The organism is Prevotella melaninogenica (assembly GCF_013267595.1).
Taxonomy (GTDB): Bacteria; Bacteroidota; Bacteroidia; order Bacteroidales; family Bacteroidaceae; genus Prevotella; species Prevotella melaninogenica_D.
Window position 1 is genome coordinate 1,436,592 of the sequence record NZ_CP054011.1, and the last position, 23,139, is coordinate 1,459,730.

Annotated in this window: 16 protein-coding genes and 1 tRNA gene; 6 read left to right on the forward strand and 11 right to left on the reverse strand. The window is 41.6% G+C overall.

Annotation, left to right across the window (positions count from 1 at the left end):
* Nucleotides 1-41 precede the first annotated feature (41 nt).
* Nucleotides 42-791 (forward strand): hypothetical protein, encoded by a 750-nt coding sequence (locus tag FIU21_RS11200; protein ID WP_004361010.1) that lies wholly within the window; start codon nt 42-44, stop codon nt 789-791.
* Nucleotides 792-841: 50 nt separating this feature from the next.
* Here FIU21_RS11200 and FIU21_RS11205 read toward each other — a convergent pair whose 3' ends face one another.
* From FIU21_RS11205 to FIU21_RS11240, 8 genes are all read right to left on the reverse strand, one after another.
* The gene (locus FIU21_RS11205; protein WP_004361011.1) at nt 842-2,836 is read right to left on the reverse strand and encodes a helix-hairpin-helix domain-containing protein; all 1,995 of its coding nucleotides are present in this window, start codon (nt 2,834-2,836) and stop codon (nt 842-844) included.
* A 769-nt stretch (nt 2,837-3,605) separates the two neighbouring features.
* The gene (locus FIU21_RS11210) at nt 3,606-4,151 is read right to left on the reverse strand and encodes a hypothetical protein (protein WP_004361013.1); all 546 of its coding nucleotides are present in this window, start codon (nt 4,149-4,151) and stop codon (nt 3,606-3,608) included.
* Nucleotides 4,152-4,232: 81 nt separating this feature from the next.
* Nucleotides 4,233-4,943 carry an ABC transporter ATP-binding protein gene (locus FIU21_RS11215; protein ID WP_004361015.1) on the reverse strand — a complete coding sequence of 237 codons (711 nt, stop codon included), beginning with the start codon at nt 4,941-4,943 and terminating at the stop codon, nt 4,233-4,235.
* A gap of 18 nt (nt 4,944-4,961) precedes the next feature.
* On the reverse strand, nt 4,962-6,623 hold the full coding sequence (locus tag FIU21_RS11220; protein ID WP_004361017.1) for a putative transporter: 1,662 nt from the start codon (nt 6,621-6,623) through the stop codon (nt 4,962-4,964).
* A gap of 9 nt (nt 6,624-6,632) precedes the next feature.
* Nucleotides 6,633-7,451 (reverse strand): pyridoxamine kinase, encoded by an 819-nt coding sequence (locus FIU21_RS11225; RefSeq protein WP_004361019.1) that lies wholly within the window; start codon nt 7,449-7,451, stop codon nt 6,633-6,635.
* Nucleotides 7,452-8,210: 759 nt separating this feature from the next.
* The gene (gene secDF, locus FIU21_RS11230; RefSeq protein ID WP_004361021.1) at nt 8,211-11,231 is read right to left on the reverse strand and encodes a protein translocase subunit SecDF; all 3,021 of its coding nucleotides are present in this window, start codon (nt 11,229-11,231) and stop codon (nt 8,211-8,213) included.
* Between the two features lie 105 nt (nt 11,232-11,336).
* Entirely contained in the window at nt 11,337-12,437 is a 1,101-nt protein-coding gene (locus FIU21_RS11235) for an endonuclease/exonuclease/phosphatase family protein (RefSeq protein WP_004361022.1), read from the reverse strand.
* Nucleotides 12,438-12,641: 204 nt separating this feature from the next.
* Nucleotides 12,642-13,598: a rhomboid family intramembrane serine protease gene (locus FIU21_RS11240; protein WP_004361024.1), complete on the reverse strand. Its 957-nt coding sequence runs from the start codon at nt 13,596-13,598 to the stop codon at nt 12,642-12,644.
* Between the two features lie 218 nt (nt 13,599-13,816).
* Between FIU21_RS11240 and FIU21_RS11245 the strand changes: the two genes are divergently transcribed.
* Nucleotides 13,817-14,092 carry an HU family DNA-binding protein gene (locus tag FIU21_RS11245; RefSeq protein WP_004361026.1) on the forward strand — a complete coding sequence of 92 codons (276 nt, stop codon included), beginning with the start codon at nt 13,817-13,819 and terminating at the stop codon, nt 14,090-14,092.
* A gap of 675 nt (nt 14,093-14,767) precedes the next feature.
* On the opposite strand, the gene FIU21_RS11250 is transcribed toward FIU21_RS11245, so the two are convergent.
* Nucleotides 14,768-16,831 carry a TonB-dependent receptor gene (locus FIU21_RS11250; protein ID WP_004361029.1) on the reverse strand — a complete coding sequence of 688 codons (2,064 nt, stop codon included), beginning with the start codon at nt 16,829-16,831 and terminating at the stop codon, nt 14,768-14,770.
* A gap of 180 nt (nt 16,832-17,011) precedes the next feature.
* Nucleotides 17,012-17,797, reverse strand: a complete 786-nt coding sequence (locus FIU21_RS11255) for a winged helix-turn-helix domain-containing protein (protein WP_004361031.1) — start codon at nt 17,795-17,797, stop codon at nt 17,012-17,014.
* 213 nt (nt 17,798-18,010) lie between these two features.
* Between FIU21_RS11255 and FIU21_RS11260 the strand changes: the two genes are divergently transcribed.
* The 4 genes from FIU21_RS11260 (at nt 18,011) to FIU21_RS11275 (ending at nt 21,815) form a co-directional block, all read left to right on the forward strand.
* Nucleotides 18,011-18,081, forward strand: a tRNA-Gln gene (locus FIU21_RS11260).
* 73 nt (nt 18,082-18,154) lie between these two features.
* A complete protein-coding gene (locus tag FIU21_RS11265; protein WP_004361033.1) occupies nt 18,155-19,384 on the forward strand; it encodes a glycoside hydrolase family 27 protein in 1,230 nt (409 codons plus the stop codon).
* Nucleotides 19,385-19,846: 462 nt separating this feature from the next.
* A complete protein-coding gene (locus FIU21_RS11270; protein ID WP_004361035.1) occupies nt 19,847-20,782 on the forward strand; it encodes an AEC family transporter in 936 nt (311 codons plus the stop codon).
* A gap of 82 nt (nt 20,783-20,864) precedes the next feature.
* Nucleotides 20,865-21,815 (forward strand): FMN-dependent dehydrogenase, encoded by a 951-nt coding sequence (locus FIU21_RS11275; RefSeq protein WP_004361037.1) that lies wholly within the window; start codon nt 20,865-20,867, stop codon nt 21,813-21,815.
* Nucleotides 21,816-21,868: 53 nt separating this feature from the next.
* Here the strand turns inward: FIU21_RS11275 and FIU21_RS11280 are convergent, their stop codons facing one another.
* Entirely contained in the window at nt 21,869-23,119 is a 1,251-nt protein-coding gene (locus FIU21_RS11280) for a clostripain-related cysteine peptidase (protein ID WP_004361039.1), read from the reverse strand.
* Between the last annotated feature and the right edge of the window lie 20 nt (nt 23,120-23,139).

Here is a 23,139-nt window from a genome sequence, read left to right on the forward strand (position 1 = left end):
AGAATCGATAGTTAATTATAAAACAAAAGAGGGTTAGGAATATGAGAAGAAAGGTTTTCTACTTTTTATTATTTACGCTGTTTGCTGTTAATTGCATGGCTTTCAACCTTTCTGCCGACACCACAAAGACAAGTAAAAAGGCTGATAATCCACTGATAGAGGACGGATATGACGTCGATGCTGATACGGTTATGGGATATTATGGGAAGCCAATTCAACACCTGACAAGCTTTACGAATAACACCATAACGCTTAGTTGTCCTACACCAAACCGCTGGAAGGGCTTTTATACATGGAAGGGCTTTAAGATATCTAACTTCTATGTGAAGACGGGTGAAGCATCTTTCAAGGGAATGAATGCCGCTATTTTGTCTCCGATAACGATGACGACAAGCATAGACAGCATCACAGATTCGATCTTTACCGACCGTCTTCTTGCCATTGAATACAAGGGAAACAGATGGGTTTATAGCAATGTTATCCGTAACACGGAGGCGGATGTAATGCTAAGTTTTGAGGAGATTACGACAGGAAAAGAGGGTATAGAACTGAGTTATGAGGGTGGACAAGGATACAAATATGACTATCAACTCCTTATCAATATGTCTGATGGACAACCCTGTTTGACGAACATCTACGTTGAAGAACACAATTCTACTGCAAAGTATCAAGCCACACATCAATTCGATTTTACGGCATTTGACGACGAAGGTGACTTCTCTCTTTATCGTTACCGACGCCATTTTCCAATGCTCTTACGGATGGGAAACTATGAAGCCTTTGGTGAATAGTAACCTATGTTATCCTCCCCATAAATCGTAATCACATAAAGTATCAGCACCTAAAACCGCCAACGCAACTGAATATCAAGTCCACTTAGCGTTGAGGAATTGACTTGCTGAAGTCCTGAGGATATGTGGTCACGGTCGAAATAATGCGTGGTTGAACTGCGAAGAATTATCATAAGACGGCTCGATAGGTCTGCCCGAGCAAACAGACTATAGTGCATACCCTTACCAAAGAAGGCAGGAAAACTAAAAGAATAGAGTGGACCACGTTCATAAATATAGATACGTGAAGCGAAATCTGTCGTTTGGAAATAACCAATCATACCATTCAGCGTGAGCCACGAAAGCGGTTTCCAAGCCCCAGACTCACTCACCATATAACCGAAACTACGCTTGAGATAATTGCTTGCAACGACATCCAACTGGCTTTTACAGCTCCAAGATTCTACCGAATAAGCCAAAGAAAGACGACCACGTTGCGTCACTTCGTTGACAAGAGTGGTCTTATCTCGATTGTCTTTCTCACGTATTCTAAAGCGATAGCGAGCCAAAAGCACCCAACGTTGACGACTATAAGTTAGCATCAGTAGGTTATCCCATGCCTTACTAACTGTATGTGCGCCAAAACGAGGGTGTGAGAAATAAGCGAAATCACTATAAGCCATGAACGACAAACCCCGTTTTACATTCCAATTCGCACCAATGAGTAATCCACTTTCATTCTGAACCGCCCCATTATCACCAAAACTACGTGCGAAGAGTGCTGTGTATTGGTAGCCATAATAACGCTGAACGGCAAGTAAAGAGAGCTTAGAAGTAGGCTGATAGGAAAGGTTATTCACCATAGCAATGCTTCCTTTGCTATCCATTGCCGTCTCACCTGCCAACGACCAACGTGGATGCTGATAGCTATAGTCTGCACTTACGTTCCAAAAGTTAGTCCCTGAAGGAGCATAATGACGGTAATATAAGGACGTATTGGGCGTTAACTCCTTGTTGAAACAAGAATAAACGCCCGATAATCCCACACGAAAAGCACCCGATGACCAGCCTAAGTGGGTTCCTGCAGTAAACTGTGTGGCAACATCTTTACTGTTTATCTCACGCACAGTACGGTGATAACCAGTCTTGAGAATTGTCTTAATGGTTCCACTATCCGTTAGTGTAGCATCTATACTGCGGTAAGAAAGAAAAGTGGTTAGGTCAAGATGCTTTGCAATTCCCACCGTTGCAGCCGCTCCCTGCAGATAATTAGCAGCCGAACGAGAGGAATGTGCGCGAATACCTGTTGATTGTCTGCCTAACATTGAGAGCATGGCAAGTTTCCCAAAGCCAAAAGAATTGTTGATAATGAGTCCTTGTCCGAAGTTCACTTTATATCGTCCTACAGCCAAAGTCTTCAAGCGTCCCATCTTTCTTAACAGCAAGTAAAAACTGTAATGGTCATAACCAAGACGATTACCATACGCAAAGAAGGGTTCACCAGCATCTTGTGCGCCTAACAATCCAGCCTGAACATAATCGCCATAACGGAAGGAATAACGGAAAGAATGGGCATAAGGATAGCCAAGATAGCCTTTCTGGTCGCCTTCACGCTGATAAAAAGGAATATGACCGGTCAATAAGATGGTATGCTTTCCACCTTTTATAATTGATTTAAGTGTGGGAAACTGGTGTTGTTCTTCTACTGGAGAGACATAGACAAAATAAGGAAGAAGCTGGCGACGGAGGGCATCTAAGGATTCAATCATAGCCAACTCGCCCAATGACTGCATACCATGATATTGATAAACATAGGCTTGTATGTCCTCAATTTGTTCTGCTGTAAGAAACGGGATACGTGCAAGTTCGTCCCTACTTACCGTATTGAGGTTGAGTGGATGTTCTGAAAGGTCGGCTAATAGTTCAAAAGTTTCCTCCTTTGCATCCACGTTTTCTTCGTTACTTGCATAGAGTTCTTCAAACAATTCTTCCCAATCATAGCTCTGTTGTGCTGTAGAAGTGAGGCTAAAAAGCCCTAAAAGGCAGGTCAATAGTAGATTTCTCATTTAGTTAGACTTTCAAAGTATTAAGACAACAAATATAGTCTTTGTTACTGAGAAAAGCAAACAAAATGATGAGAAAAGTATAAAGAAAAAGGTTCTTCCTTTAAATACGTAGCTTGTTAATAGAATGAGATTAATCAACATACATGGTATGATTACTCCCAATTAGGTGGCTTTAGAATGGGGGATAAACTATGCGATAAATGTAATTAGGTATGATATCTATCTGTCTTCTACAAACAACTTATTCCTATTAGCCTAATTAGGCTATTTGGTCCAATTGGGCTAATTAGGCTAATAACTTATTATTCTGTCATAATTTTTCACATCATAATTTTGAATACATGCTCTTTTGGCTTCTAAAAGACGCCCAATTGGCTTGCAAAAGGTGCCCTTTAAGACCCTTACTAACGCCCTTTTGAAGTCCAATTAAGCACCTTTTACTTTACTACTTTATAACTAATTGATTTACTGTTGGTTGCAAACTTGCCTTTTATGTGTGTTTTTATCCTTATTTATAGATGTTTTATTTGAAATTATGTAATGATTTTTCAAAGCCTTATCAGCAGATTTTCGAAGGCTTAAAATAAATGTTTTTCAATATCAGAATTTGGGTTAAAGCAATACGAAAAGCGTCTACATATTTAACGGAAGAACCAAAGAAAAGCCCTCTCATCCTTCTCTTAGACCACGATTTATGGCAAAAGAGAAGCGATGAGAGGGTTATGACTTATGCTAATAAGCGCAAAGAGCGATAAAAGCAACGGCTGTCTTACTGGATTCTCACGCTCTTTCCGTCCTTATAACAAGCGATAGTGCGACTGCCGTTAGTATAGATATCCTCACTACCAGGCATATCCAAGGTGAAACCTGCAGCCTTTACCTGCGCCACAAGATTATCATACGCAGGCTGATTGAACACTGCAATGATAATCGCTCCATCCTTAAATGCTACGTAACTTGACACACCTTTGCGCATTGGCTTTGGATAATCCTCATACTTATCAGCGGTAAGAAGCTTTGCAAGCGCACAATTCTTATAGTACATCTTAGAGAACTTATCGAGTCGATAAACCTCATAATTTGTCTTCAATTTATAACCATATTTCTTCGTAATAGCCTCTACCTTGTCTGGATTCTGATACATATCCAAAGCGTCTGCAATACTGATTACCTCCTTCAAAGGCTCAACTGCGACAACTGGTTCTTGAGCAACTGGTGTCGTAACTGGTGCTGCTGCCTTCTGTTGTGTACCACAACTATTCAAGATTAAAGCAAGTACAAGGACGATAGGAGCTATCCATACATTCTTTTTCATAAGTTCTTTCTATTTATTTTAATGTTTTATTTATTACGTATTGGGATGCGAAAGCTATTGAAACATTGACTAAAACCAAGACTAACTATCAATGATTGCACGGATAGAAGCCTTCACTTCCGATGCAGACACAGCTTGTAAAGTACCCTTCTTTACCTCCAACAAGCTATCAGCAAAGCGTACAGCGAGTTCTAAGTCATGCGTTGATAGGAGGATAAGTTTATCCCTTTCATGTGCCATTCGCTGTAAAGACTGAAAGGTTTCAGCCTTAGAAGGAAAATCGAGGAAGGCTGTTGGCTCATCAAGTAAGATGATAGGGGTTTCTTGAGCCAGTGCTTTCGCAATCATTACCTTCTGCCTTTCGCCATCAGAAAGAGTCTGAATCATTCTCCCTCTGAGGTTTTCAATCCCCATCGTAGCGATTGCATCATCGACAACCTTACGGTCTTCCGCACGCAATCGACCAAAGAAACCTGTATAAGGCGACCTTCCCAAGCCTATTATCTCCTCTATCGTGAGGTTCTGCACATCTGGTTTTTGTGTCAAAACAATACTCACCTGCCGTGCAAGTTCCCGCTGAGAGAAAGAGCCGATATCACGATTACCCAACAAAAGGCTACCTTTCAACTTCGGAAGAAAGCCTGTGAGGGTCTTTAAAAGGGTTGATTTACCAATTCCATTCTCTCCTATCAAGCATGCTAACTGCCCACTCCGTAACTCTAAGTTGATGTCAGAGATAACAGGATGGGACAGCGAATAGCCTACTGATAACTGAGATAAGTTGATAACCATTGCGACACTAAGGACCTATCAGACGAAGAACATGACTAATATCTGTGCAATAATAACCCTGGCAAACATGCCCAAAGGATAAACCGAAGCATAACTAATGTTGCTCGTTTCACCCTTTACCGTATCGTTGGCGTAGCCCAATGCCATTGGATTAGCCATCGAACCGCAAAGGATACCACAGATAGTGCCGAAGTCAAACTTCTTCAATCGCAGGGCTATTAACCCAACAATGACAACCGGAACAACGGTAAGTGCAAAGCCTAAACCTATCCATAGCAAACCTTCTGGGCGCACAACGGTATCGAGGAAGTCTTTACCAGCATCCAAGCCTAAGCACGCCAGATAGAGTGATAAGCCCAACTTACGAAGCATGAGTGAGGCACTACGCGTCGTATAAGCAATGAAATGCAAACGAGGACCAAAGGCTCCAGCCAATATACCCATGATGATTGGACCACCAGCAATACCCAATCGGATTGGTGAGTCCATACCAGGAATGTTGAGAGGGATTGTTCCTAAAGCCAAACCAAGAAGCATTCCGAGGAAGATGACAGCAAGATTAGGTTCGTTAAGCGTCTTAACAGAGTTGCCCAAGAAGGTCTCTGCATGATCAATAGCCTCTGGTTGACCCACCAAGGTAAGGCGGTCACCATAACGAAGGACAAGGTCTTGCGTTGCCAACAGCTTGATATCAGCACGAATAACACGGCTCACATTGACATTATAAGCATCTCGCAAATGAAGTTGACCAAGCTTTTTACCATTTAACACACCGTTTGACAAGATGATAACACGGCTCTCCACCTTCGTATCAAGATGGTTCCAATCCACCTGTTCCTTATTCAAGTCGCGGTTAACCTGCTTTCCGAAGAGTATCTCCATAGCTGGAACTTCTTCGCGTTTGGACGCTACAAGCAGATTATCATTAGCTTGTAGGACCGTTGTACTCATCGGAACGATGACTTCATCACCACGCCAAATACGTGAGATAATAAACTTTCGATGTGTTCCTTTTGCTATCTCAGCGATTGTTTTACCATTAACGGCTGGATTAAGAACAACAAACTGTCCGATATAAGTATGATCGTCTTCTGCTCCCGAATGTACTACTAAGTCGGAAGGCTTCACAAAGAACTTACGAAGAAATATCATGGCAAAGATAACACCGACAACACCTAATGGATAAGTAACGGCTGTTGCCAATGCTGCCGGACCACCACTATGCCCCGCATGTTGCAATGCTTGCTGTGCTGCACCAAGTGCTGGCGTATTCGTTGTAGCACCACAAAGGATACCAACCATGCTTGACATCGGTACATTCATTGCATATGAGAGCACGACAGACATAATGGTTCCCAAGAAGATAACGCCTAAACTCCACAGATTAAACAAGGTTCCTTCATGTCGGAAAGAGCCAAAGAAGGTTGGTCCTACACTCAGTCCGAGTGTATAGACGAAGATAACCAATCCGAAAGTCTCACAGTAATTAAGCATCTGCTCATCTACCTGCAAGCCAAAACTACCCGCAGCAATACCAAAAAAGAATACAAAGGCAATACCAAGTGATATGCCTGCTACTCTAATCTTACCTAAGCCCAATCCCACTGTACAAACCAGCGAGAGGACCACGACTGCCTGTAGGGCAGAAGGAATGGCAAATAGTCCGTTAATCCAGTCCATAATTTATTGTTACAAGACACCAAGATACTTCTCCAAAGGGATTCCCCTGTTTTTGTCTTTGTTGTCTTTATTGAGATCTATCAGTTTATAAACGCCATCAATAGCCTTCTGTGTACTTGGAATTAACTCTTCACCGTCTAACAGATGACCAATGAGGATTGCCGAGAAGATATCACCCGTACCTGGGAAATGTACTGGTATCTCGGTATAAGGTAGTGTAAAATACTTATCTGTTGCATGGTTATAACCTACAACAGACGGTGTACCATCAACGAGAATAGAAGTAATCATTGCCGACTTTGTACCTATCAGTCGCAAACCATCCAGCAATCGTTTAGCTTCTTCGAAACTAACTCCCTTCTCATCATACTTACTTGATGTAAGATAACACGCTTCTGTGTAATTAGGGAAAGTAAGGTCGGCTACGCTAATCATCTCTCGCATAGAGTTGATTGTTGCAGCTGTCACACCATTATAGAGCTTTCCTTCATCACCCATAATCGGGTCTACAAAGATAGTCGTACCACGTTCAGCCTGCTCACGACAATAGTCTGCTACCAGTTTTGCCTGTCGTTCTGAAGCGATAAAGCCCGTCGCAATCGCATCAAAGCTAAAGCCAAGTTCCTTCCATACTGGGAATACGCCTTTGATATAGTCGGTTGTCTCAAGGATATTGAACTTACCATAGTCGAGCGTATTGGATACCAACGCTGTAGGGAGGTTATAAACGGGATGTCCCAAGTAGGACAATATAGGAAGCATGGCTGCCGTTGCAACCTTTCCGTATCCTGCTATGTCATTAACGAGGAGTATATGTTTCTTACTCATTATATCTTTCTTAATTGGACTACAAAGGTAGTGCAAACCACATGAACGGCAAAATAAAAACCAATAAATCACCATAATAAGTCTTGCTTTCCCTTTTCTGGCGTGGTCTCGATGCTGCGCACATGTGGTGCGGACGCCCCGCACACATCGTGCGGAGGGTTAACACGCACTGTGCGGAGGGTAAACAGCAATGAGAAGGAGGGTTATATCTATAGAAGATTATTAACAGTGAAAGGAGATAATAACCAGTAAGCGTATGAACATTGAAGCCACATGACACCACCGTTCATGGATTTTGGGACTCTTACACCTTATACTCTACAAATTATTCTCATGTAAATAATTTGTAAGCTAACACTTATAACAAGCCAAACTACCATTATATCAGCTTATTGCTGTCCGGTAAAAATAAACTGAAAGTTCTGTATCTCTTTATTCATCGGTGTTGCAGCCGTTTTACTTATCCAGGGGCTTGGTTTTTAGTTTTAAACTGTAAGCATTATAAAATGCGCTTATATTGACAAGGAAAGCCCTATAATAACCAAATAAATTAATGAAATCATAAGTTTAAGCCTATTTTATCTAACACAGATAACTCCAAAAAAGTTTTATCGGACACCAATAATATCAGCTATCATTTATGCGCAACAGAGTCACAATTCAGTCCTTTAAGGTATACGAAAACAACCCGCTACCATTGCTGGTAACGGGCTGTTATATATAATAAGGTGTAAAACCTTAGTTCTGACTATCTATTGATTAAGCCTCAACTGGATCCTCTGCAAGTTCCTTTGAATGCTTCTCAATCTTCTTACCCAATACGAGGTAAGCAACAGGAGATGCAATGAAGATTGAACTCAAAGTACCGATAATAATACCGATAATCATTGCAAATGAGAAACTACGGATGCTATCACCACCGAGGATGAAGATAGACACGAGCACGATCAATGTTGATACAGATGTATTGATAGTACGTGAGAGGGTCTGGTTGATAGAATCATTGAAGATCTTTTGGATATCAGCCTTTGCAAGATTATGCTTATGCTTACCCAAGTTCTCACGGATACGGTCGTAAACAACCACGGTATCGTTGATATCATAACCGATTACGGTCAAGATAGCACCGATGAAGGTCTGGTCTATCTCAAGTGAGAAACCAATCCAACCATAGCACAACGAGAAGCAACCGATAACGATTGTGGTATCGAGAACCAAACCAACGATTGAACCAACAGAGAAACCAATGTTGCGGAAACGCAAGAGGATATACAAGAAGATGAAGAAGATAGCCAACAATACGCTCATGATAGCATTATAAGTAATGCTCTTAGCGATTGAAGGACCAACCTTTGCACTCTGAATAATAGAGCCACCCTCACGAATATCTGGGTTCTTGAAGTTCTGTACACTTGCCTGACTAACAAAGCCACCCTTCTTCAATGCATTGTAAAGGATTGTCTCAGCCTTGTCATCCTCAGCAGGATTGTTAGAATCAATATTGTAGTTGGTTGATACACGAACAGTCTTACCATCTGTACCCAATGCAATAACAGTTGTTGTAGCAGGCTTACCTGCATTCTCACCAACAGTATTTACGAAGGCTCCTTGCATCACTTTACGAACGTCCTCTACATGGGTAGGCTTGTTTAATGTGACAACATAGTTGCGACCACCAGTGAAGTCAATACTGCGACTCAAGCCACGAACAGCAAAGCTGACGATACATACCAAGACAGCAACACCCCAAATAGTGAAGGTTGTCTTATACATGCTAAGGAAGTGATAGTTCTTACCCTGCATGAAGTTCTTAGAGAAGCCTGTTGTGAAAGTCTGATTCAACCACTTATCCTTGCTTACACGGTTCTCAAATACAAGACGTGTGAGGAATACTGCAGTGAAGAATGAGATAACGATACCAATGATCCAAGTTGTAGCGAAACCACGGATAGGACCAGTACCAGTCACAAGAAGGATAACACCTGTAATGAGTGATGTCAAGTTAGAGTCGAAGATAGCTGAGAAAGCATTTCCATAACCCTCATTCAAAGCCTGCTTCATACCCTTACCAAGTTTCAACTCCTCCTTAATACGCTCGTAGATAAGCACGTTAGCATCCACAGCTGTACCCAAGGTCAACACGATACCGGCAATACCTGGCATAGTCAATGCCGACTGGAAGGACGCTAAGACACCCAACGTGAAGAAGAGGTTGGCTATCAAAGCAAGGTTAGCCATCATACCAGGAATGAAGTTGTACATGACAATCATGTAAAGCATCAAGAGGACGAAAGCAATAGCAAAAGAGATAAGACCCTGCTCAATTGACTGTGCACCAAGTGTAGGACCTACGACTTCCTCCTGTACAATCTTCGCAGGAGCAGGCATACGACCTGACTTCAATGTGTTAGCCAAGTCCTTAGTATCCTCAATTGTGAAGTTACCAGAGATAGATGACTGACCACCAGCAATTTCACCGTCAACACGTGGAGCAGAATAAACAACGCCATCGAGTACGATTGCGATTGCCTTACCTACATTTGCCTTTGTCAAAGCAGCCCACTCACGAGCACCTTCAGAGTTCATTGTCATGCTAACCCTTGGACGACCATGCTCATCAAAATCGTCTTTAGCAGTTGTAACAACGTCACCCTCAAGGCGAGCACGGCCATCAGAAGTAGTAATCTTCAAAGCATAAAGACCATATACGTTCTTCTTATTGAGTCCGTCTTCTGGCTTAGCGCTCCAAAGAAGCTTCAAGTCGCTTGGCAAAATCTGCTTAGCAAGTGAACCATAAATCATCTTATTGATAGCAGCTGTATCACGAACGTTTGCATAACCTACGAGGCTAAGTGCATCACCAGGGATAGTCTGCAACATAGAGAGCAATGGGTGCATCTTCTTCAATGCTGCCATCTGAGCATCTTCGCCCTTTACAGCATTGTTCTTGTTGAGTGCAAACTTTGGAGTTGCAGCAGCCTTTGCCTGTACTTTCTTAGTAGAATCAGTAGCAGCAGTGTCAACCTTTGTCTCACCATTAGCCAAACGCTGATCGAGCTGAGTGAGATAAGGAGTTATTTCTTGGTTGTTATAAGTCTCCCAGAACTCAAGGTTAGCAGAACCCTGGAGGAGCTTACGCATACGCTCTGGCTCACGAATACCAGGCATTTCAACCATGAGTCGACCTTCCTGACCTTCCAACTTCTGGATATTTGGCTGTACAACACCATACTGGTCGATACGATTTGTTACGACATTGTATGAGTTATCGATGGCTGAAGCAACCTCTTCACGGAGTGCTTTCTCAACCTCTTCGTCTGTACTCTGTGTGCTAACCTTGCCTTTGAGCTGCTGTGTAGCGAAGATCTCAGCAAGCTTATGACCCGGAGCATCCTTGTGGAAAGCATCTACAAAGAGAGAGATAAAGTCCTTTGGACTATGCATCTCTTCCTGCTTTGCTGTTTCCAAAGCCTTCTGATAAGCAGCATCCTGCTTGTGATCTGCCAAGAAATCAACAACATCAGGTACCGAAATCTCGAGTACAACGTTCATACCGCCCTTCAAGTCAAGACCAAGACCGATCTGTGTTTCAAGGCATTTCTGGTAAGAGTAGAGCCCCAAATACTTTACAGAATCCTTATAATCCTGTTGCGCAATAGGGTCTTTAATCTTTGCTGCCTGACCATCATAGTAGCTTGTCGCTACTGAAAATGACAGGTAGAAGATACTTGCGAGCGTCAAGAGAATGGCTACGCAAATTACTAATCCTTTGTTTTGCATTTTATTTGATTGTTTTTAATTATTGTTTCGCTACACTTGATAGACGTGCAAAGATAAGCAAATTTTCACACTTTGGGAAATTTATACCTTATAAATGTGTGTTTTTTAAGGTTTTGGGCGGTATTTAAGCCAACAATAGATGGGATAATGGTCGGAAGTAGTCACACTATTGTCGACCTTTGCCCCATACGACTCAAAATCGTCGGAACGAAAGATATGGTCAATACGGAAGTACATCCCACTTTTATGATAGCTTATTCCAGGTCCGTTTCCACTCTCAACAAAGCAGTCATTCAGTTCTTTTGCGATGGTTCGATGTGTGTAACTTAACGGACTATCATTGAAGTCTCCACAGAGAATAACAGGCACTTTCTTATCAAGATATTTCTTAACATAACGTGCAACAGTCTCCGCTTGCGGTGCTCTACGTGCTGAAACGTCGCCTAACTTAGTGATTAAGTGGACTGATTGTCTTTTCGCTTCGCCAGTCTTCAGTTCACCTTTTACGAGTGTCTTAAACCCTTCTTTGTCGCCAGAGCTCAATCCATTACTCTCGAAATGATTATTCACAACGAGTGTATTAGTCCCTTTAATATCAAGCATATAAGCCACACTCTGATTACTACTTGAGCCATATGGGATAGTATCTTGCCAAAGGATTGGATACTTACTCAGCAATACCATGTAATCAGCACCAGGTGCTTTTTTAATCATCAACTTGAAATATGGGTAGTGTTTCTTCAGTGTTGAGTAGATATGATCTTTGTCTTCTAATGTCGCTTGTGCCTCTTGCAAACAGACAATATCTGCCTTACTCTTAACGATATAATCAACAATTGGATTCTTCTTAGCATCTGGCTCGCTCCATGAAGAGAACATAAAGACGTTATACGACAGTACTTTTATAGCGCCATGTGGCTTATCTTCTGGAATATTGAATGGTGAATACGTACGGATAGGACCATAACAGAGCAGGAAACCTAACAATGGCAACCAAATAGTACGTAATCGGAGAAAACACCAGACAACAAGGAATACAAAATTAAACACAAGGAGTATCGGAAAGCCCAGTCCTAAATTAGCCAACAAGGGATAATCAACAGGATTAAACCTACCTATATTTCCGACAAACAACATCAACAGAATCACTATGATATTGCCTACCAACAACATTCTATATGTAAGCTTCTTAAATTTGCTAAACATCTTAATTCAAAACATTCAGGTGGTCCCTACCCCTGTATTTTTTAAGCTTTACGAATAAAATAAATAGTTACCAAGTGGTTATATAACAAGCAGATAGACTTGAAGTTATAACAAGTTCCTATCCACTCATATTCTAACAAGTTGCTGATTAAGAACATTTTTGTTATAACCAACAACACATTTCTTTGTCAATCGACCAGCGACTTAACTTTTACTACTATCAAAGAGCTTTTGTTTCTCGTCTTTTGTCAAGCTATCGTAACCACTCTTACGAATCTTATCAAGGATGCGATCAACTTCTTCTTGCTGTTGTTTCTTCTGGGCATTGTAATCCCAATCACTTCTATTATTAGCATTATTGCTCTGAGAAGTGTTCGACCAAGACCCACTGTTGCCATTCGTAGCATTACGAGAATCACGCCCTCCACGTTGTTCCCACGTATTCTTCATACGATCAAAGAACTGATGTCCCCGATTCATGCCGAAGTCTCCATAACCAGAATACGGATGTTTCTTCCAATAACGGATAAGAATAAAACCAAAGAGCATACCACCTAAGTGTGCCAAATGCGCTACTCCATCATTGCTTGTGCCTATCGCAGAGAACAATTCTACAACGATTGAACCCATTACAATCCACTTTGCCTTAATAGGAACAGGGATAGGAATAATGAACATACGCTCTTCTGGGAATAGCATTCCGAAGGCAAGTAGTACACCATAGATGGCTCCAGAGGCACCAACAGTGTTCATCATATTCAGATAAACATTCATAGGAAGAACTGTAGTACCGATTTTTACAGATTCATATTGTGCCAATCCCTCTACAAGATAAGTTCCATATTGTGCCAACTCCTGACAGAGTCCTGCGCCAACACCACAGACAATGTAATAAAAAAGGAACTTTCTTGGACCCCATACATTCTCAACAACCATACCAAACATCCACAGCATAAACATGTTCATTAGGATATGTGTAAACCCACCATGCATGAACATATAAGTGAAGAACTGCCAGATACGGAAGTCAGAGGCTAAAAAGAAATGTAAGCCAAGAATATCATTCAAATCAATATTCAATCCTCTTAAAACGTATGTGGCTATGAACACCAGAATATTGATAATAAGAAGATTCTTTGTTACAACAGGTATATTTCGCATTTACGTTATGTCTTATTCTTTACAATATATCATTTAAACAATGCAAAATTACGAAAATCTCTCGGTATTAAGCAGAAAATAAGCGAGATAACGACTTTTTTTTTATAAAATTCTACATTTTTCCCATGATTTTATTTGTTTTATAAAAGGAAACAACTATATTTGCAACATAATCTTGTATATCACTCATAAAATTAATCAATAAATAAATCAAAATTATGAACAAAACAGAATTGATCGAGAAGATTGCAGCTAACGCTGAGGTAAGTAAGGCTGTCGCTAAGAAAGCTTTGGATGCTACTACAGAAGCTATTAAGGAAGCACTTGCTGCTGGTGATAAGGTACAACTCGTAGGTTTTGGTACTTTCGCTACAACTGAGCGCCCAGCTCACGAGGGTATTAATCCAAGATCAAAGGAGAAGATTAAGATTGCTGCTAAGAAGGTTGCTAAGTTCAAGGCTGGTGCTGAGTTAGCAGACGCAGTAAACAAATAATATGTAAAGATATTACATAATATATTAAGGCAAGCCATGGGTTTGCCTTTTTTGTTTTATAGGCTTGCCTTCTTGTTTTATGAAAGTCTAAAGAGCATCTTACCATAGCTTAAAAAGTCCTTCCGTTAATAGCATAGATTGGAAATAGATAAAGACTTATCCACTTGTATGGTATAATTATCCCAATTTAGATAACCTTACAAGCGGACATAAACTATAGGATAAAATGCAAATTGAGACTATGTCTATTCGTCTTCCATAAACATCCCATCCCTACATCTTTGATTTTTGTAAACTATTTTCACTCAACTCAAAACCAATACATGCTCTTTTGGCTTCTAAAAGACGCCTAATTGACTTGCAAAAGACGCCCTTTAAGACCCTTACTAACGCCCTCTTGAAGTCCAATTAAGCACCTTTTCTCACACCATTTTATAACCAGCTGATTTCCTGATGGTTACAAACCTGCTTTTTACACATGTTTTATCCTTATTTATAGATGTTTTATTTGAATTTATGTAATGATTTTTCAAATCCTTATCTACCTCTTCGAAGAGTTAAAAAGGAAAAAGGTCCTCCATGTCAGAAACATGATAATTGAATAGAAAGACCTTTTCCAATAACGAGTTAGATTGTATTTTCAATACCCTAAGGGTACACCCATGCAGCTATCCACTATAAAATACCCGTCTGTTTATTCCCTTCATGCTGCACTTTCTTATCAATCTCTTTATAGCTTTTACCCTTTGATAACTTCCAACTGAACCTGAGAGTTATCATGTTACCCAAGTCTCTGCTACGATAAATATACTCTTTATGGAGATTTTCATTCAGTACTTTACCACGCTGTATAGCGGGATGCTGCTGGAAAGGATGCTGCATAAAGAGTGACAAACTACACGTTTTCCACCTGTAACTAACGCCCAAATAGACTGCTGGACCATTCCTTCCCTCATGCTCTCCTTCAACAAATTTCCAACCATTATCGGCATATCCCGTGAGTGTCCAGCGTCCAAGATAAGCCTGAACATTACCACCATAGTTGTAACTTGTAAGATGATGACGGTACAGACTACTGATGTTAAAGAATCGATTGATAACTCCGAAAAGTGTTACAGACAAACGCTCTGGCACTACATCATACCTCACATAATTCTGTACAACAAACATCATGATATTACCAATGTTCTGTTGTGAATAAAGAAACTCATCTGTTGCCGTACGTTCATACACACTCATATTGCTCCCAAGGTCACGTCGATACTCCATATTCATCCCACAGCCCACACGTTTACCATTATAACTGACATCAATAATGTTCTTAAGGACCCGAGAAGGTTGCAAATTAGGATTTCCAACCTTCCATTCACGGCTATTTTCTCTGACTTTTGCATCGCTCACCATAGCGTGTGAAGACACACGACGATAGGTTTCAAAGCTGTAACTTGCATTTAATCCTGCCAAAATCTCGTAACTCAACGTAAGTTTTGGACGAAAGGTCCAGTAGTCAAAGATATAGTTTTCTTGCGAATAGGTCTTATTAGCAACCCCAACACCTGCCGAATAGCCTATTCGTTTCCACCGTCCTTTCATCTCAGAGAATAGATAAAGTTCTCCTCTCCGCATCTTGTTAAGAGCAGAGACATCGCCAGTATATTCATTATTCGTAAACGACACCGAGTGTTCCAAACCTGCAGAAAGGGTGAAAGGCTTGAGTTTATTCTCATAAATAGCTTCACTCTCCAGCGACCAAGTACGCCCATTTACCTCATAGGCATAATCTCCTTCTTCTCCATTATATCCTTGCTTGTCCGTATAAATACTCGAACCAACAACGTTAGCTGTAATACTCTGATGTTTACCAAGCTGATGAAAGAAGTAAAGGTCAAGTGTAGGGGCGAAACTACTTGCCACATCAATCGTCCGAAAAGACTTTTCTATCGTTCCATCCCGATACACAAAATCAGCATAATTACCAGGCGTATTGCCTCCTCCCACTGACAGATTCGCTTGGAAAACATACGTAGCCGAGTCTGCAAGACTGTACTTTATCTCAAACTGATAACCAAAACGACGACTTCTGCCAGCGGTCTGATTACGTGAAACAAGATAATGACTACCGTTGTTCAAGGTATAGTCAGCCGATTCTGAAGACCGAAAACCACGATGGTCTTTATAAGAAGAATTGAAGGTTAAAGCCAGTTCTGAATTCTTATGATTGAGCTTTGCATAGACCGTATTATCACCATTCAACGTTGTGACAGCATTCGATAAGTCAGCCCCAAGCACGTAACCAGTGGTGTTACGCTTCGTCCGAATATCAATAACATAGCCTATTCCGTCACCATATCTGACTCCCGGATTATCGATGAAATCGATGTTTTTTACAAGTTTTGGGTCCAGTGAAAGTAGGTCTTCTTTACTTGCCAAGCTTCCATTCAGCCTAAGTTGAACACTTCCATTATTCGTCAAAGGCACAATGGTACGCATCACCTCGTCTACTCTGATGCGTGGAAGAGACAGCTTTCCAAGCAGACTATAACCGTCCGTTGCTGCTTCTCGTTGTGCATCAGACGGTACAATCAGCAGCCCATCTATCTTTTTCGTCACTCGTGCAGCCTCAACTGTCACCTCTTTCATCTCTACACTCTTTGCCGTCTTATCGCTTTCTTTCTCATTCTGGGCACCAACTGGCAGTGCAAGAAAGCATAGCAACAGTAACCATAAACCTTTTCTCATAGTCTTTGTTTTTTGCTACAAAGATAGAATCCACCTACTATTAGGGCAAAATTAGTTACTGACAATTACCTGACAATAGCTAATTGAGGTCTGGTAAACAAGAAAAAGCACAACAAAAAACTACTCAATAACCCCCTACTAGGCATAATATTCCAATAAAGAATGCCTAAGATATATATTTTAAAGATGACACCTATTCCATTTAGAAAGACTATCCGACATTTTCTTTGAAGATGAATCAGAAGCCAATCGGTAGCCATCACCCCTGTCAGCCACAATCTTTAATCCGCAACGCTCACTGACAATAGGCTTCAAACGACGGATAAGCGTGTAGAGAGTTTCGCTTGCATCGGGTTTCTTGGGCCAAAGCGTTTCACAGATAACTGCCTTCGACAACTTTCTATCAGTTGCATTGATAAACAGCTCCATCAGTTGCTGTTGCATCGGAGTAAAGGCTATTTTCTCCCCATGCCAGTCACGAAAACTATGATCAGAAGCGGCATATACCATCCTACCCAGCACCAATCTGCCTGCGCGATGACGACGAAAATACACGATAGATACAGTCATCCAAACCAAGGCTAACAATAGGAAAGCAAAGGGTAAACGCTGATCTGACAAGCCCCATACCGTAGCGAAGGAACAATCAGCATAACTTTGGAATAAAAGCGAATGACCAGCCGACTGCCACCTCATCTGTCTACTGCACAGCGAATGACTATCTTCACCCAACGCATATGACACAAACGAACGACGTCTAAGGTCGGCTATCTGTAAATATTGCCGATAACTTTGTATGGTATCGGGCGTAATCCACGCCTCACGTTTCCCAGCGAGTGTCTTCGACAAAGCCTGATTCATATCCTGTACAATAGCCGTTTCAGCACAGTGATAGCTGGCAAAGCCAGCCCATACTGCCGAGCAGACGAGTAGTAAAAATATGATAACTGACGATATAGGTCTCATAGACTTGTATAAAACAAAGTGATAGAATGTTCCAAACTATAGTATGTTACAAAGATAGTATTTTCTCTCATGAACACCAAAAAGAATGGAAGAAATATCATATAAAGTAAGATTAAACCGAGTGTTATTTGCTGCGCAATGACGGTAAATGCGTAAAATTATACAGCAAAATTTGTGCATTAGACTAAAAAACACTATCTTTGCATCCGCAATTGTCCTATGGTGTAATGGTAGCACTACAGTTTTTGGTTCTGTCAGTGGTGGTTCGAATCCGCCTGGGACAACACAGAAAATCCGCGGATTCTTTATGATTCTGCGGATTTTTTAGTATCAGCTAATTCCTAAATTATAATTATAATGATTGAGCAACTATCTAAACTTCGTAAATCACTTTTGTTTATTGCAGCCTTTTTACTGACATCATTGCACATGACTGCTACCAATCGTGACTCATTAGCACTGACACCTCCAATGGGTTTTATGACCTGGAACAAATATAAGGAGGACATCAACGAACAGCTTATTCGACAAATTGCTGATAAGATGGCGGCTGATGGCTATGCTGAAGCTGGATATAAATACATCTTCATTGATGATGCATGGCAGGGAGGACGCGACAAACGCAATAATATCATACCAGACCCAAAGAAGTTCCCAAGCGGAATAAAGGCACTTGCCGACTATGTTCACTCAAAGGGTTTACTACTCGGTATCTACTCTGATGCCGCTCAGCTCACTTGTGCAGGCTACACTGCCAGCTACGGTTTTGAGGAACAAGATGCCAAGACCTTTGCTGAATGGGGAATAGACTATCTAAAATACGACTACTGCCACGCACCTTCTGACAGTGCCGTTGCCCACGAACGCTATAAGAAGATGGCTGATGCACTACAGAATTCAGGTCGTAAGATTGCCTTGGGTGTCTGCGAATGGGGACAGCTGAACCCTGAGTTGTGGGCTCGTCAGGCTGGCGGTTCGCTCTGGCGTGTGAGCTTTGATGTGCGTGATATGTGGAAAGACATCGTGAAGCAGGGAGGTATGGGTATCATTGATATCATTAACATTACCGAACCACTTTATAAATACGCAGGACCAGGTCACTGGCTCGACATGGATATGCTCGTCGTTGGACTTGACGGAAAGGGTGGACCATCAAGCGATTTAGGTGGTGTAGGCTGTACTTATACTGAATATCAGACCCAGATGTCAATGTGGTGCATGTTTGCTTCGCCTTTAGCAGTGAGCCACGACATCTTGAACGAGAACGCTGAAACACGTCGCATCCTCCTCAATAAGGAGATTATTGCCATCAACCAAGACGCCCTTGGCGAGGCAGCCCATAGAGTTGACTTCCCTGGTGCATGCCGTGTGTACCTCAGAAACCTAAGCGGAAACCGTCAGGCAATTGCCATCATGAATCCTTCAGACACTCCTCAGCGTGTTCAGTTGCCACTTTCTATCCTCGGCAATGCGAAGGAATACAATTTCAGAGACGTATGGGAGCACAAGACAACACGTCAACGTAAGGCTTGGCAAGCCACCTTACAACCGCATGAGACAAAGGTTTTTACGGTTACAACACGATAATCCGCAAAATCATTTGTAAAGAAAAGCATTAAAGATAACATCTTTTTATCCCCAACAACTGGCACAGCATATTCCTGCTGTGCCAGTTTTGTATTCCAATAACACCCTCTTTGTATCATTCTTAGCTATTATTTCACATCGTGTTATTGGTCCGCACCAATGGTGCGAACGGCAAACACCAATGGTGTGGATGCTTAGCACCAATAGTGCGGAGAATAAAACATCTTGCAATTTGTTGTTAGTATAGAAGTAACTTCCGCCTACATCGAGTTACGATTACCCTTTTCGGTAATCACTCCCCTCTCCTTTCGGAGAGGGGTTGGGGGTGAGGCTTCTCTTTCTTTTGGTAGGGTCGGGGGTGAGGCTTTTTATTTAATTTCCCCTATTCATTTGCCAATATCATACTTTTTGTCTATATTTGTACTTTGTAACAAATACAAATTAGATAAATTCAGCAAAAAAATGAAAGCTATAGAGATTCTTTTTCCTGTCTTCTTTATGATGTTCCTCGGTTGGTTGAGTCACAGAAGAGGTTGGGTAACAGCAGGACAGAACGAAGGAGCAAAGTCATTGGTATTTAATATTCTTTTCCCACTGCTCGTCTTTCACGTGCTTGTAAAAGCAGAGTTATCGACGAATTTCATTTATGAGATTCTCTTTTTAGATGCCGCTTGGATTCTTGTCTATCTGATAGGTAAGAGCATAGCAAAGCCCATTAGTGGTCGTTATGCCCAATTAGCACCCTTCCTACTGATGACTTGTGAGGGAGGCAGCGTTGCCCTACCCCTTTATATCGCATTGGTAGGAGCAGAACACGCAGTGAATATCATCACTTTTGACGTTGCTGGTATCCTCATCAACTTTGGACTTGTGCCAGCACTCATCACGCGACAGACATCAAGGGATGTGGCTTTCCTTCCTATGGCAAAACGAATTATTACAGCACCATTCATCGTTGCCGTTATCGTGGGTATTCTCGTTAATATGTCGGGCTTGTACCAATGGCTGATAGAGAACGAACTTCACAGAATCTATGACGGTACGATGAACATGGCAATGACACCTATTGCGAGCATTATCCTCTTCACCCTCGGCTATGGTTTCCACCTACGGGCAGCACAGCTCAAGCCGCTTTTGGCATTGACAGTGGTGCGCCTTCTATTGTGTGGGGCTATCATAGGAGCCTTCTTCTTGCTGTTCCCCGAATTGATGGCAGTGAAAATATTCCTTGTTGGCGTATTACTTTACTTTGCTTGTCCGACGGGATTCCCCGTACCGCTACAGATAGAAAGCCTATGCAAGGATGAGGATGACAAAAGCTTTATGTCGGCTTTCATCTCTATCTTTATCGTGGTGGCAATGATTGTTTACACATTGATTACATTGCTATTGATATAAATTTAAGGAGTTAAGGAGTGAAAGGGGATAAGACTATAGTTTTAATAGTAATATAAATAATGGAGTTAAGGAGTAAAAGAACATGAACGATAACGTAAAAAGTCCGTGGCCAGGACCAGCGGGAATGATACCCGTAACAAGTGGCAAAGCAGATGATGCAAATGTATTTAACCGCAATTACTTGGATTCTATCCATGTGGAGATGCGTGTTATTGATGCCATTGAGCCAATATTGAAGACAGTTATCTTCGGCGAAGAGTTCGATTCACCAATTATGATGCCTGCCTTCTCACATCTGAATAAGGTGTTGAAAGACGGCAAGAAACCAATGTTAGAGTATGCGCGTGCTGCCAAAAAGCTGAATACAGTTAACTGGGTGGGTATGGAACCTAACGAGGAATATGCTGAAATCGCAGCTGAAGGAGCAAGAACAGTGAGAATCATTAAGCCATTTGCTGACCATAATATTATTTTGGACGAGATTCAGTTTGCTATCAAACACGGTGCGATAGCTGTCGGCGTAGACATTGACCACGTTCCTGGTACAGACGGGCGGTATGATGTTGTAGACGGTATTCCACTTGGTCCTGTCATGCTTTCCGACCTCAAAGAATACGTGAAGGCTGCAGGCTCAGTTCCATTCGTTGCCAAAGGTGTACTCTCTGTGCAGGATGCCTTGAAGTGTAAGGAGGCTGGCTGTGCAGCGATTGTAATCTCTCATCACCACGGACGTATTCCTTTCGGTGTTGCTCCCGTGATGGTTCTGCCTAAGATTAAGGCAGCATTAGAGGGAAGTGGCATCGCAATCTTCGTTGACTGTGGTATTGATACCGGTTATGATGCTTACAAAGCACTTGCATTAGGGGCTGATGCGGTTGCTGTGGGCAGAGGAATTCTTAAGCCATTGCTGCAACAAGGAGCAGAAGGAGTTGAGGAGAAGGTACAAAAAATGAACGAACAACTTTCAGAGCTGATGATGTACACCTGCGTGAAAGATACTCGTTCATTCGATGCGTCTGTGCTTTACATCTAAGAAAATAGCATCTATAGGAACTGCTTAGTATTCCTATAGATGCTATTTTAATCTTAATGCGTAGCCTGATAATAACGGTTACGACTAAGAGAACTTGTCACATTCAAGTTGGTTGATGGGTCAGATATTGTTATACCAGAATAAGTCTGGATAGGTATTACATCTCCACTACGACTACGAATAGCGGTATAATATGATGTTGTATTGCCTTTCTCAGGAACAAGGAGGTTGAGTTGTTGATTAAATCTCGTCAACAGTTGTGGTTCGTTCTGCGCAAGTTTACGCACGTAATCGCCCATATCATAGAATATTGAAGGGATGTAACCATCCATACTCTGAATGTCACTCTCCACAACGGTTGCGAGAGGACTTGATGCGTTTATCTCCTTCATGATGTTAAGCATGCCCTCAACCTGCGAACAATCGATTACACTAATAGTACCATAAGGATAAGGAGTATTCCCATACTTGTAGTTACTATAGAAGTTGATGAAGTTAGTACAGATACTATGATAATCTGGATTCACCTTTGAGAGTTCATTCCACAGCAGTTTATAAGGCATACCATAAGCCATAATCTCCGTTGGACTACCAATGATATGGTGCGTTGCATTACAGAGTTCGTAGGCTACTTCGATACCTGTCATATTACAGTCGTCAAAGAGTATGTACTGGAACTTACCAATACCAGAGTCTTCTATACCCTTGTCGAATTCTGAAATATTCGTCTGATAAGCATCACCACCCAACCAACGCGTTGGAGGTCCAGGCTTACCAGCATTTTTATTAAGTCCGAAAGGTGAGGCTACAGAACGATTAAGGCGTGTGCTTGGCTTGGCAGGTATCCATCCCATACCATGACAACCGACTATCATTGAGTAATGCTTAGCTGGTGCTTCTTGTTTAACTCGCTTCAACAGGGTTGTTATCCACTCTGCAGAATTCAGCTTTAAGCCAGCTAATTTATTGTTGTAGATAGCAACGGTATCGTCTACACAGCTTCCATTCTTATACTGAACATTAATCAGAGCACCCTTATTCACCTTCGTAGAGATAAATATCATAAGTCTCTTGTTGCCAAGTCCACCTTGGTTAACAATCGCACTCTTTATGTCTTGTATATTGGTGAGGAAGTAGCTATAAAGCCCAGAATCGGTATCACTAACACCCGACCATGGCATATAAACAAAGATAGTATTCTCTACCTCGGTACCTGGTTGAGGTATTGGTTCTGGGTCTTCACTGCTACAAGAGGCAAAAAAAACAAGCATTGCCAGCTGTAAAAATAGGAAGATTTTCTTCATAATGAATCTTTTTAGCCCCA

Excerpts from the sequence above, each read along its gene's own strand:
- FIU21_RS11200 (WP_004361010.1), top strand. The coding sequence starts at position 42 with ATGAGAAGAAAGGTTTTCTACTTTTTATTATTTACGCTGTTTGCTGTT.
- FIU21_RS11205 (WP_004361011.1), bottom strand. The coding sequence starts at position 2,836 with ATGAGAAATCTACTATTGACCTGCCTTTTAGGGCTTTTTAGCCTCACT.
- FIU21_RS11210 (WP_004361013.1), bottom strand. The coding sequence starts at position 4,151 with ATGAAAAAGAATGTATGGATAGCTCCTATCGTCCTTGTACTTGCTTTA.
- FIU21_RS11215 (WP_004361015.1), bottom strand. The coding sequence starts at position 4,943 with ATGGTTATCAACTTATCTCAGTTATCAGTAGGCTATTCGCTGTCCCAT.
- FIU21_RS11220 (WP_004361017.1), bottom strand. The coding sequence starts at position 6,623 with ATGGACTGGATTAACGGACTATTTGCCATTCCTTCTGCCCTACAGGCA.
- FIU21_RS11225 (WP_004361019.1), bottom strand. The coding sequence starts at position 7,451 with ATGAGTAAGAAACATATACTCCTCGTTAATGACATAGCAGGATACGGA.
- secDF (WP_004361021.1), bottom strand. The coding sequence starts at position 11,231 with ATGCAAAACAAAGGATTAGTAATTTGCGTAGCCATTCTCTTGACGCTC.
- FIU21_RS11235 (WP_004361022.1), bottom strand. The coding sequence starts at position 12,437 with ATGTTTAGCAAATTTAAGAAGCTTACATATAGAATGTTGTTGGTAGGC.
- FIU21_RS11240 (WP_004361024.1), bottom strand. The coding sequence starts at position 13,598 with ATGCGAAATATACCTGTTGTAACAAAGAATCTTCTTATTATCAATATT.
- FIU21_RS11245 (WP_004361026.1), top strand. The coding sequence starts at position 13,817 with ATGAACAAAACAGAATTGATCGAGAAGATTGCAGCTAACGCTGAGGTA.
- FIU21_RS11250 (WP_004361029.1), bottom strand. The coding sequence starts at position 16,831 with ATGAGAAAAGGTTTATGGTTACTGTTGCTATGCTTTCTTGCACTGCCA.
- FIU21_RS11255 (WP_004361031.1), bottom strand. The coding sequence starts at position 17,797 with ATGAGACCTATATCGTCAGTTATCATATTTTTACTACTCGTCTGCTCG.
- FIU21_RS11265 (WP_004361033.1), top strand. The coding sequence starts at position 18,155 with ATGATTGAGCAACTATCTAAACTTCGTAAATCACTTTTGTTTATTGCA.
- FIU21_RS11270 (WP_004361035.1), top strand. The coding sequence starts at position 19,847 with ATGAAAGCTATAGAGATTCTTTTTCCTGTCTTCTTTATGATGTTCCTC.
- FIU21_RS11275 (WP_004361037.1), top strand. The coding sequence starts at position 20,865 with ATGAACGATAACGTAAAAAGTCCGTGGCCAGGACCAGCGGGAATGATA.
- FIU21_RS11280 (WP_004361039.1), bottom strand. The coding sequence starts at position 23,119 with ATGAAGAAAATCTTCCTATTTTTACAGCTGGCAATGCTTGTTTTTTTT.